This window comes from Tenacibaculum sp. nBUS_03, assembly GCF_051201695.1.
Taxonomy (GTDB): Bacteria; Bacteroidota; Bacteroidia; order Flavobacteriales; family Flavobacteriaceae; genus Polaribacter.
This window is the reverse complement of the sequence record NZ_CP179214.1, coordinates 1,345,398-1,357,256: the sequence shown is the minus strand read 5'-3', so window position 1 is coordinate 1,357,256 and position 11,859 is coordinate 1,345,398. Positions and strand designations below refer to the sequence as shown.

Below are 11,859 nucleotides of genomic sequence, written 5' to 3'. Positions count from 1 at the left end.
TTAATTAGGTGACATTTTTGCTATTGGCGTCTTCTTCTTCTGTTACCTCTTTATTAGGATCTGTAATTAATATTTTTGTTGAATTTTTACTATTTCTTATAGTACTTCCTCCTTTGATTGTACTTAATAGTTTTGCATCAATTTTTACTATTTTTAATTTTTTACTTTTCATTATATTATAAATTTAAGTTAATAGAAGGCTTTGCTTGTGCCATTTTTTACTTTCAATTCTTTGCTTTTGAGAAATTGAAGGTTAAGTTTAGTGGTTTATTTTATTAAAGTGTCTGTTCTACAATTTATAGTCTTTCCTTATTTTTTTGATAATCGGTTTCTGAATTAACTCTATCCATAGAGATAGATAACTTATGAGTATCATCTTTGTTTAGCAAATGATTTCTTTAGTATAATTTCCTCTTATATATGATTTAGTTCTATCGCTATTAAAGTTAAATAAGTATATTTTAATTTATAGCTCAAAAAAATTAAACAACTTTTGAAAAAGCTTCTAACTCTTTAGAATAAGAGTTTGAAGATTTTGAAGGAATCGTATTTAAGTATTCAATAATTTCAGAAGGGTCAATAGCTTCAATTTCTTCTTGTTGATGAAGTTCAGGAAGTGTTTTCATAAAATAATTTTGAATATGAGCTATGAAAATTACAAGATCATTACAATATACAGAGGGGTTATTAAAGCCATTTTTCTTACTATACCTATGAACTAATCGTCCTCCTTTACAAATTTCGTTTAAAGGACATTCTTTACATTGATTGCATAATTTACTTCCATGACTTCCAAAATATAAATTACCTAAAGGAGAGTTTTTTATGTCTGAAAATTCATTGTTGTTTATACTTAATCCGGTTTTTGTAAAACCATTGCCACATGCTTTTAATGAATCAATGGCTTCTATTTCACCATTTGTTTCTATTACTAATACTTTTGATTCATTTTCAGTATTGTCATTAATTCTTAATAAACTATTAATAAAACCTATAAACATTGGTATTTTATATCTTTCGGGATCGTTAATCCAGATATCAAATAATTGAATTAGCCAATTTGACATTGTATTATGACCTTTTTCAAAAGGAAAATTATCATGAGTATAGTCAGGAATTAAGAAGTTTACTAAGCTTACGTTCATTTTTTTAAAGCTTTCGTAGGTTTCTTGTGGGTTTTCTTTTGTGTTAATTACGCAGGCTATATCAGCATATCCCATTTTGTTTTTAAGAAGGGATACCCCTTTAAAAACGTCTTCATAGCTGCCTCTACCTTTATGATCAACCCTAAACATATCGTGAGCTTTTGGTGTGCCATCAACACTAACACTTGGGTATATGTTAAGTTCCTCAAATAAGTTTAACCAACTACTATTAATAAGAACACCATTTGTTTGCATTTCATAGAAAAAGGTAACGTTTTCAAGGTCATTTAGTAATTGATTGGCTTTATATACAAATAGTCTATAAAAATCTTCAGAGGCTAATAAAGGTTCGCCACCATGGAATAGGAAAGTGAACTTTTCTTTTTCGAATTTTTGTATATATGATTTTACTTTTTTTAAAATATTATCTACAGTAGTGTCAGACATAAATTTGGGTTGTTTCTTGTATGTTGTATCGCCAAGATTATACATAAAACAATAAGAACAATTTAAGTTACATCTACTAGCAACTTTTAAAACTAAAGCATCGAAAATCATAATACTAAATAAATTTAATTTGTAAAAAGGAATTATATCTAACCACTAGATATAATTCCTATAGTTTAAATTACATACTGAATCTCACTGCTTTTTTTTCTTCTACAGCAATTTTAGTAACACATTTTCTTAGTGTTTCTGACCAAACCATTCCATCTGGACAACGTTTACCACCTCCACCAGTTGGATAGTATATTTCTACAGGTATATATATAGCACCACCTTTGAATTCTTCTAAGTTGTTAACTTCTAAATTCGAAAATTTTTCTATTCCTTTAGGTAAAAAAAACTTTTTTTTCATCGTATTAGTATTTGTTTATTATAGTGCTTACTCTTTTAATGATTTTCAGCTTCCTCAATTTTATTAAACGCGCATTTAATAATCATTCTTTCTATTTAGTATGAGGTGTTGTATGCTATTACCCATTTTTTTTAAAAAAAATATCAGATAATAATAAAGAATGCAAGGAGTGTGCTTTTTATGTCAACTGAAAATTTAACTAGTATTGGGTATTAGTGTCGATAAGTCTGAAACAAAAAAACCGAAACAATATTGTTTCGGTTTTTGAGCGAGAGACCAGGTTCGAACTGGCGACATTCAGCTTGGAAGGCTGACGCTCTACCAACTGAGCTACTCTCGCATTTGGTAAAGATTTTTGTACAATTCCTTGTACTATTTTAATTAGAGCGAGAGACCAGGTTCGAACTGGCGACATTCAGCTTGGAAGGCTGACGCTCTACCAACTGAGCTACTCTCGCATTTGGTAAAGATTTTTGTACAATTCCTTGTACTATTTTAATTAGAGCGAGAGACCAGGTTCGAACTGGCGACATTCAGCTTGGAAGGCTGACGCTCTACCAACTGAGCTACTCTCGCATTTGGTAAAGATTTTTGTACAATTGCTTGTACTATTTTAATTAGAGCGGGAGACCAGGTTCGAACTGGCGACATTCAGCTTGGAAGGCTGACGCTCTACCAACTGAGCTACTCCCGCAGTAAAGCGGTTGCAAATATAATATAGTTTCTAGAATTTACAAGAGTTTTTTTTTGTTTTTAATAGATTTTATTGTTGTTTTATATAACTTGCAGAAAATTAATATTATGGCTCAAAATATATGGAAGGTAGATAAGTTAAGTAGAGTATCCTTACACAAAGTTATTTTGGGATAAAGAAGGTTAGTTTGTCAACAAAACTTAGTTAAATAATATTGATATCCCAGAACATAAAAAATTTAAGTAACCTATTAAGCTGTTGTTTATTAGTTTTTTTAGATAGTAAAACCCGATGATAATTTATTTCTTGCCAATGAAATAATTTTTAACCTTCACGCCGGTAAAACAATGTTTTTAAAGGAGATAAAAAGTATGGGTATTTAAGTGTGTTATAGAGGGTAAAAGTATTTTTATTGATGTTGTTGTGAAGATTTTAAGGAAGTTTGCTAATTACATAAAAGTTCTAAACTTTGGCTAAACACTATTAATTATAGCCATTTTAACTGTTACACAACTCAAAAATAATTAAATGAATAATAAGCTTATTTTATAAAATTGGATTGACCTGATTTATGGTGTTAATTATAAAAAAATGATTTACTCAAAATTATAAGTTGCGCAACAGCTACTATCTTAGTGTTAGGTATTTTTATCTTAAATTAATTATATCAGATTAATCAATAAAGGCAATGAATGAGTTATTCCCTCATTATTATCTTCAATACTATTTTTTAAATAATCTGATATAACTATATGGAACAAATTGTTTTTTGACTGTCTTTGATTTATTTGAAGCTGTTTAACGGATACATTGTGTCGTGCCTAAAACGATTAGTTTTCTTACTTATACCTTAACATATCTAGTCAAAAGGTACCCATAAGTTTTGTGATTGTAGCATTGAATGCTTTTTTTACTGGCATATCTATTCCTGGACCAATTAGAATAGCACTGCTGAAAACTTTCCATTTGCCGCCATGTTTTATAATAATTATTTGGTGCAAGTATGCTAATCCTTCTTTTGGAGATTCTAAAACTAATTTGTTTCCTATATCAAGAGGGCTATAATCTTCTGGTCCTATTCTACAAACTTCTTTCCCCTCAGCTGGTTTTAGTTTCCCTAAATATTTAGAATCAGCATCATGATAAAAAATATAATGATTATCTAATTCTGTTACAACTAAAGAGCAACCATTCATACCTCCGGTAGTGACAATTGTTCCCTCTGAAGCCATTTTAGGAACTTTTACTTCTCCAATACCTCTGTTTACCCATGGGAAATAATAATCATTTCCACCATTTGATACTTCAAGCTTAATAACATTGTCGGCTGCTGTATTTTGTTCGGTTAACGAACAAGGTTCACCATATTCACATCTTTCAACGTTAGGTAAAGAAGTAGATTTAAAGCTTTTTCGTGAGTCGACTATAAAGTCAATTTCTTTTATGTATGATTCAGGATTTGATTTAAAATTAGCTAAGTATGTCATATTATTTTTTTATGTTTCCTACTCATTTGGCTTTTCGGGTTTCGCCCAGCTTTTAATTATCTATAATAGATTAACTAAACTGTATTTCAATGTATCCTTAAACAGTGTTATGTGTTTTTTATTTTGTTACTGGTGTAATGTTTTAACTTATATCAGCTATATCGTAGATATTCATCATGTGTGTGAAGTAATTATCTTTTACTACAGCAACTGTCATTCTGTATTTTTTTTCAAATTTGGCTGAAGCTAATTCTATGAAATTGGTATAGTCTTTGTTCAAGACAGGCTAAAATGGTTTGTGATGTATTTGTATAAGATTACTTACGAATTTTTATTCGGAAGTTTCTATAGCTAGATTAAAATTTAAAATATATCATAATTCTAACTTGTCAATAATTTGATTAAAGCATTATTTACAGTGGGTTATGGTTGTGGTTAGTTTTGTTCGTGTTATAAACTCTGGTTTTATTCTTTCCGATTAATTATTTGCTCAAATATTTTAAATTTCTCTAACCCCAGTAGCATAAAATATGCAAATAATGTCAAGAAAAATAATGTTGTCATAATTCGTAAATAAATCTTAACAGTCCATTCCAATGCAACCTTTACTCGTTGCATGATTCCTATTTTAATTTCTTTACCTTCAAGTAGAGAAAACTGAACGGTACAAAATTCATTTTCATCATCAAAATCACCAAGACTTACTCCAAGTCTCTGAAGTTGTTGCTCAATTTCAAGAATTCTGTTTTCCAATCCCATATATTCCTCTATTTTTCCACCTTTTAATTTTAATTCAATAAGAGATGTTCTTATTTTTTCTAATGATTGCTTATTTGCGTTGAGTTCTTTGTATTCGTTGGTCTTATCTTTCTTTGTTATTTGTTTTGCTTGTACCTTTCCAATAGTTATTAACTGATTATATAGAACATCAAAATTTTCTGGAGGTACACCAATTACTAGATTTAGTTTTCTATACCCTTTATTACCACTTTTCTGTTCAAACTGAATTAGAGCATTAAGTTTTTTAATCGTTTCTCTTGAAAATTTTTCTTCTTTTTCGAAGTTTGACGATTTAGTTTTAATTTCTGCAATTTTTTCATATTTCTGGTCAACTTTAATAGCGGATTGGTTAGCTGTGTTTGATTTTACTTCATATTTTTTTGTAGCATAATTTCTTTTCGAGTTAGAAATGTTATCAAAGAATTGGGGTTGATTAGGGATGTAATCAAAGTTTTTGGTGTAACCATACATTAATCTGAAAGCGAATAAGATGATAAAGCCAATTAACATCCAAAAAATCATCGTTTTCAATCTTTTTTTTAACATTTGTTTCATAATTTGATATTTGTTTTGATAATATATGTTACTACACCTAGCTCTTGTAAACGTACTTTCTTTTTATAACCTTTTTATTGCTTATTTAGTAGGCAACTTAGGTCTTAAATAAAAACAGTATTAATTTCTTGTTTTCTAAATTTAAAAATAATGATTCAGAAATTGGATTCGGATAAAGTTAAAAATTTTATCCACACTAAATATTGTTGATAATTAGTGAATTAAATTCTATTCTCGATTTTATAACAGTAACTCCTAAACTTGATTAACTAATTGTATATGCTATATTTTCTGATAAACACAAGTTTTAGGTTTTCAAACTAATTAGCTGTATTTTATACATTGTATGGTCCTAGCATTTTAATTACAATCTGCGTGCAACCTGTGTTTATTACACTTCACACACCTAAACAAGTATCCATCTAAGTATCCATCTTTTGAGAGGTGCTCTTTAATCATATCTGGGTCGACTCCAATATTATTTTCTATATCATCTTTAAGCTCGTCAAGTATTGGCTCTATAGTTTTTGTATCGGCATACCCAATAAATGCACAAGGTTCATTACAATGTGATAACCATTGTTCTTGTTGCCAAGAAAAGTAACTTGGTGTTTTGCAACTTATTTCTAGTAAGTGTTCTTTCGAAATTGTCGATTTTGGTTCGTTCGTATCGGGAGATACGCCTTCAATTCCACAATAATCATTATATTCTCCATTATATTTTTCAGAAGCTTTACCGTTTGAAATACACCAAGGGCAAATGTATTCTGGTTCTTCGACGCTGTAAAAAGAGCCAATATATTTCAAATTCCTTTTTTTTTATAAACTGAACAAATTCCCTCAATCTTATCGAAAAAATCTAATTCATAAGCATTCGGACTATATTTAAATTTTGGTAGTTTCATTTATTTTTCTGTTTGCGGATAACGTACCACAGGGCATGAAAAGTTGCGATTTTAAAAAAAAATAGCTTATAATTTACCATTCAAGTTCAAATTCTACTTCTAAATCAATTTCATCTTTTTTTAATATAACTATATTAGGTTTATCTTGAATATAATCCTTAAAACTAAAATCAACCGAGAAAGGAGGGTGCTAAAAGAAGATCTTCTGTAAAACCATTACTATCAACGTCACCTAAACTAAATGTCATTGTAAAGTTTGGATTAATATTTAAATCCTTATTACTTAAATCCCAATTCAAGTTACCTTGATTTTCTAAAACTTCGGATATATACCAAATAGAATTCCCATATAATATTTCATTAAATAAAGATATCCCAATGTGAGTCTTCTCGAGAGAAAACTTTAAATCTGCTAACCGATTAATATCATTATTTGAATATTCAGGATCCCAAGTTTCGTTAATTTTTTTAAACGATATTATTTTTAGGCTTTTTATTTTAACGGATGTTCCTTTTGATACCTCAACTTGAAATTCTTTTTTTAGTATTTCGTTTCTTTCGTTTTGAACGGACAAATAAATTGAATTCTTCCCAATTTTACCAAAGCTTACAATTATATCAACAGTTTTTCCATAATTTGATTGGTTTGATTTTACAACAGAATTACTAAAAGTAATATTATTATCTCCACTATCATTAGCAGCATAAGAATTAGTAGAGACACTATAGCTTATAATATTTTGATTTGATTTTAATTTAAAAGAAACCGGTTGGTCAACTTCTAATTTATCATTTAAAAATTCAATTCCAATTGAAAACTCTTCATTTTCAATAGTGTCAGAGCAAGCAAAGACTAGTGTGAATAAAAACAGACTACATAATTTTAATTTTCTCATATTTTTTTAATTTTTCTTAATGGTTCAGTTATGGTGCGTTGAGTGGGGATAGTTAACTTTGTAAGTAAACATCAGCTTGAAAATTCCTCGAAGGCTTTCGGTTCAGGGTTAAGAAGTTTACGGTTAGGTATTTATGGTTGTTGTAAAAATAGTATTTATTTTTTTACTTTTTAATTTCATTTTTTGAATTTTTACTAAGTTTAATAGATTTAAAATCTCCTTTTTTCATTCGCTTTATCATTTCTTGATGAGCTTCAAAAATAATCCAAAAATTTCTACTTAATTTCCCCTCTTCAATCTCTCGGTTAATTAGAGGTTTAAAGTAATTCCAAATGTAATTATCTTCTCCGTATGTTCCTCTTTGATGCCATAATATTATCCAAGCTCTCTCTTGCCATCCGTGTTTTTCAGTTATTTCCATCAGTCTTGCAATGTTCAAGGAGTCTACTCTTTTCATAAGTTCAGAAGTTGTTTTTCTGTGTTCATTTTTCGTTTTATGGAATAAAATTTTTCTCAGTTCTTTTACTTTTATAGTATCATTTGACTTCATGGCTTTACTATATCCTGTTCCAGAATTTTGATAATCAACTTCGCTATAGCCATCTAAATAAATACCAACTTTTCTTACGAATTGGTCTCTAGCAGTTAATTCTTCTATTTTTAAATATAAATCTATATCTTCAATGGTTGAAAAGTATTCTTGTCTAAGTTTATTATAATCCGATACTATGTTTTTATAAAATTCTTTTTCTTGAATTTCTAAAAAGCCCTTGTAGTTTTTTAAATAGCTCTTTGGTGCTCCTCCAATCGAAACTCCTTTTCTTATCCATTGGTCTGCAAGAGTCAAATCGTTTAAAATTAAAGCGCATTCTGCTAAATTAAAAAATGGAGTACTTGAATTTGGAGTTAGTATTTCCAGCGCATTTCTATATTTCAGAATAGCTAGTTTATAATTTCCGTCTTTTCTCAATTTATTTGCTTCTGAAATTAGTCCATCATGTTTATCATATTTCGTTTGTCCATAGGTGAAAGACGAAATTATTAATAGAAGTAATAGCGTTTTTTTCATTTTTTTTTTTGTAAATTTTTGTGTGTAGATTTTTATGTGTTTAAAATATGTAGTTTTTTAAATATGAGCCACTTATTAAGTATGGGGTATTCTCTGAATATGTTTCTCTATTTGACTCTTTAGTCTTTTCTTTACTGCTAAATGTATAACAGTCCCCTTTGAGTTTGAAATTAATATCTAAACTGTCTAATTTTTTTGTGTTTTCAAGGTCAATCTTTGGTTTTCCTTGATGATGTATTTCATTTGAAATATTTACTTTTTTCTTACATTGGTAAAAACTAACCAATCCATCGGCTATTAGCATTATTTTTAGTTCTTTTTTCATTTTAGATTTTCGATTGAATTGCCACAATGTTTAGTGTATGGTAAGGAAATAACCCACATGGTACTGTGTATTATAGGTCTCTTAAGTTAGCAAACGTTTTTATTTCAATCCTTGTTCATAAATCGTGTTAATCAACTCTCTCATCAAATCGGGATTTTTATGGTTTATCATTATAACTATTCCCCATTTTGATTTTTTATTGTAAGCAAAAATCGAGGAACAGGAAAATGTATCACCTGCTTTGTAAAAAAAAATATCATTTCCGTTTCGTTCTATTTCTTGTCCGAAACCTATTTCCATTCGGGTGTTTTTATAGAACGTTTTTTCTGTTACAGTAGTTACTTTTCCAATATTGCCTTTGTTTGAAAATTTGTCTTTAAGCATGTTAACTTGCTGTTTGTTATTTTTTTTAGGATACTGTTTCTAGTTTATTTCAAATAGGTATTTAAATAATTAATTATACAGAATGTTATAACCAATTCATAATTTTTCACCTGTTTTTTATTTCATTCTTTACTTGTTTAAATATTTGAATTGAATCAATTTTTTTTAAATGTTGATATTTATTCTGACTGATTTTTTTAAATCATTTAAACTAAGGTAATCTGGATAATTTACTTCATAAACTATTGCATATTGATAGCTTTTTCCGTCTTTTTTATGTTAAATGCATATGTGTACATTGCTAATTTGGCAGGAGTAATATTTTCCATTAACTTATATACCTTAGTATAATCTGATGAAGGTGAGATTTCAGTATAAAAAAGTTTTTCTTTTCAATTATTCATTGATTCTCCTTAAAAACTTTTCCTATTGATTGATCATTCAAAATTTGAATATGTTCGTTTAAAACGATACTGTCTATAGTCTTTAGATACTGAACAACAGCAAATGTTCTTGTTGTTTTTTACCATCATTCTAGCTATATAGATCATAGACCCTTAGGTTAGAATTTTTATAAAGAACTTTGATGTTATAACTTCCAAATTTCATTGTAATTCTTTCACTATTAAGTAATTTAGAGGGTAAGTTTGATTCAGAAAAAGATGAAGGTAGTTTTGAGGGATGATTTTTGTAATCACAACTTTTAACAATAAATAAACTTATGAATAGGAGAAGAATATATTTTGGATTTTCATTTTTTGTGTTTTAGATGTCAAATAAATTAAATTTTACCTTTTAAAGTCCAAACGCTAGCTTAAATTAATTACTGATGTTGAATTATAGCTACTAGTCAGTAAAAAGTGCAATAGCGATATCTAGCAGCTATTGCACTTTGTAAGTTTTTTGCTCTATTTTTTGTGCTTTTCTATTTTAAGAAACTTTCATGGCTTCTAATTCTAACTCTAAAAGATAAGGAGCTGCCCAAGAGCGATATTCTTCTTTTTTCTCTAAGGGTAAATCTTTCCAACCTGTAATTTTTTCACGGCATTGTTTAGCACCACATTGGCAGATAGGAGGAAAATGCTCAATGGTATAATTTCTCATTGCATAATCAAATGACACTTCTTCTCCAGCACTAATGTGTTTAATGGCAACATAGTTATGAGCCCCTGAAGAGTTTAATTCAATACCACAATTAGGATTACAGGAATGATTAACGATTCTAGTTATCTCATCATGAAGAATAAACGTGTTCTTGCTTATTTGGGAAGCATGAGAGTGGTTTGCATCTAGTTCTTTTAGCTTTCTTCCAACAATAACGGTTTCTCCTTTATTAAAAGATGTTACCGCAAATACACCATCGCCATTTAGGGATGTTTTTTTTATTTTAACTTTACTCATTATTTTTGATTTAAAAGTTTATTATATCCATATTTATCTTCGCCTCTTAGCAGTATAGCTTTCCATTTATGAAGACTCACATTTTTAAGTTTGTGATAAGTTATTTGATGTCCTTGCTTAAACATGTTTTTTGTGTAAAAACGGGTGTTAGTTTTACCGATTCTACAATTAACAGCCCACCTTGATTCATCAGTAGAATTCGATACGGAGCCATGTATTACACGTTCGCTAAACAAAAAAAACTGTCCAGCTTTAGCTTCAATAAGTTGTTCGGTAGCCTTTTCAAATGGAAAATCTATTCTTCCTTTATCATACCTATAAAGGTCATTAATGCCATTGGGATCTCTATTTACAATAAGTGGGTACATTTTCTTGTGTGTGCCAGGAATAACTTTCATACACCCTCTATCTTTATTGGCATCTGTCAATGCAATCCAGCAAGTGAGTTGAAATAGTTCTTCGTTGTTAGGAGGGTTAACAACTGATTCTCTCATATTATGAAGTAGCCAATTACTAGATTGGTGCCATGGTGTACCTTCCTTTTTACCTGGCACCTCAAAGCAATCTGATCTCCATAATAATAAGTCAGGACCCAACAGTTGTGCACTTCGTTCTACTATTTCTGGTTTTTGAAATATATTCAGTAATTGTTCTGAATCAAAATGACGATTGGTCTTATTCACATGACTCATTATTGACTTCTTATAAGCAGGCGTTAGTTCTTCTTCTTTACTATCTGGAAATAAATCATCTGCAATACCAGATTTTTCTTCAAATTCATATTTCCATGTTTTTGATTCAGAAGGTAAAATTGATTTGATTAAGTGTTGCTTCAATTGTTCTGCTTCTTGAGGAGATACCAAGTCAAAAGGACCAACATAGCCATTTTCATAGAAAAATTGGAGCTCCTTTTCACTCAGTTTAAATGGAGGTGCTACCTTTGTTTTTGGTTTAAAAGACTTTGGTTCCTTCATCTCAGAATAATAATCATTATAAATTCGCGTGCCTCCTGTTTTAAAAGCTGTCCAAAACATTTTGAAATTCCAACCTACAGGTAATTTATTTCTGACATTTTGAGATAAAATAACATGTGAAAATTTTAGTTTTCCTAACAAGTAGTAATAACTTAAGTTCATGGAAAAGAAAAGCTTAGATTTTTTAAGCATAATTGTTGATTTTTATATTTATTGTGGTGAATGGTTTGTGTAAAATGTGTTTTAATGCGTTTTACATAGTGTTGTGAATTCTTTTATTCTGATAATATTTTTTTTAATTCTCTTTTATAATCATCATTGTCAGTCATTCCATTATGACCTTGATTGTTTAAAGTTATAAGTGTTACTTTATTTTTCATTCTTT

At 29.1% G+C, this 11,859-nt stretch carries 12 protein-coding genes and 4 tRNA genes; all 16 read right to left on the bottom strand.

What is annotated here, in order from left to right:
• Nucleotides 1-4: 4 nt before the first annotated feature.
• Nucleotides 5-172 carry a hypothetical protein gene (locus ACMFBB_RS06315; protein ID WP_435263598.1) on the bottom strand — a complete coding sequence of 56 codons (168 nt, stop codon included), beginning with the start codon at nucleotides 170-172 and terminating at the stop codon, nucleotides 5-7.
• A 310-nt stretch (nucleotides 173-482) separates the two neighbouring features.
• Nucleotides 483-1,703 (bottom strand): radical SAM protein, encoded by a 1,221-nt coding sequence (locus ACMFBB_RS06310; protein ID WP_435263597.1) that lies wholly within the window; start codon nucleotides 1,701-1,703, stop codon nucleotides 483-485.
• Between the two features lie 70 nt (nucleotides 1,704-1,773).
• Nucleotides 1,774-2,004, bottom strand: coding sequence for a hypothetical protein (locus ACMFBB_RS06305; protein ID WP_435263596.1), 231 nt, complete (start codon nucleotides 2,002-2,004; stop codon nucleotides 1,774-1,776).
• A 267-nt stretch (nucleotides 2,005-2,271) separates the two neighbouring features.
• Nucleotides 2,272-2,344 (bottom strand) — tRNA-Gly (locus ACMFBB_RS06300).
• A 45-nt stretch (nucleotides 2,345-2,389) separates the two neighbouring features.
• Nucleotides 2,390-2,462 (bottom strand) — tRNA-Gly (locus ACMFBB_RS06295).
• A gap of 45 nt (nucleotides 2,463-2,507) precedes the next feature.
• Nucleotides 2,508-2,580: transfer RNA gene (locus ACMFBB_RS06290), tRNA-Gly, on the bottom strand.
• A gap of 45 nt (nucleotides 2,581-2,625) precedes the next feature.
• Nucleotides 2,626-2,698 (bottom strand) — tRNA-Gly (locus ACMFBB_RS06285).
• 863 nt (nucleotides 2,699-3,561) lie between these two features.
• Nucleotides 3,562-4,185, bottom strand: a complete 624-nt coding sequence (locus ACMFBB_RS06280; protein WP_435263595.1) for a hypothetical protein — start codon at nucleotides 4,183-4,185, stop codon at nucleotides 3,562-3,564.
• A 465-nt stretch (nucleotides 4,186-4,650) separates the two neighbouring features.
• A complete protein-coding gene (locus ACMFBB_RS06275; protein ID WP_435263594.1) occupies nucleotides 4,651-5,520 on the bottom strand; it encodes a DUF4349 domain-containing protein in 870 nt (289 codons plus the stop codon).
• Between the two features lie 360 nt (nucleotides 5,521-5,880).
• Complete coding sequence (locus ACMFBB_RS06270; RefSeq protein WP_435263593.1) at nucleotides 5,881-6,327, bottom strand: CbrC family protein; 447 nt, start codon at nucleotides 6,325-6,327, stop codon at nucleotides 5,881-5,883.
• Nucleotides 6,328-6,595: 268 nt separating this feature from the next.
• Nucleotides 6,596-7,321 (bottom strand): hypothetical protein, encoded by a 726-nt coding sequence (locus tag ACMFBB_RS06265; RefSeq protein ID WP_435263592.1) that lies wholly within the window; start codon nucleotides 7,319-7,321, stop codon nucleotides 6,596-6,598.
• A gap of 163 nt (nucleotides 7,322-7,484) precedes the next feature.
• Nucleotides 7,485-8,390 carry a hypothetical protein gene (locus tag ACMFBB_RS06260; RefSeq protein ID WP_435263591.1) on the bottom strand — a complete coding sequence of 302 codons (906 nt, stop codon included), beginning with the start codon at nucleotides 8,388-8,390 and terminating at the stop codon, nucleotides 7,485-7,487.
• Nucleotides 8,391-8,430: 40 nt separating this feature from the next.
• Nucleotides 8,431-8,715, bottom strand: a complete 285-nt coding sequence (locus tag ACMFBB_RS06255; RefSeq protein WP_435263590.1) for a hypothetical protein — start codon at nucleotides 8,713-8,715, stop codon at nucleotides 8,431-8,433.
• A 99-nt stretch (nucleotides 8,716-8,814) separates the two neighbouring features.
• A complete protein-coding gene (locus ACMFBB_RS06250) occupies nucleotides 8,815-9,099 on the bottom strand; it encodes a hypothetical protein (protein ID WP_435263589.1) in 285 nt (94 codons plus the stop codon).
• Nucleotides 9,100-10,029: 930 nt separating this feature from the next.
• On the bottom strand, nucleotides 10,030-10,500 hold the full coding sequence (locus ACMFBB_RS06245) for an SET domain-containing protein-lysine N-methyltransferase (protein ID WP_435263588.1): 471 nt from the start codon (nucleotides 10,498-10,500) through the stop codon (nucleotides 10,030-10,032).
• A complete protein-coding gene (locus ACMFBB_RS06240; protein WP_435263587.1) occupies nucleotides 10,500-11,666 on the bottom strand; it encodes a phytanoyl-CoA dioxygenase family protein in 1,167 nt (388 codons plus the stop codon). The genes ACMFBB_RS06245 and ACMFBB_RS06240 overlap by 1 nt, the downstream gene beginning before the upstream one ends.
• Nucleotides 11,667-11,859: the final 193 nt, after the last annotated feature.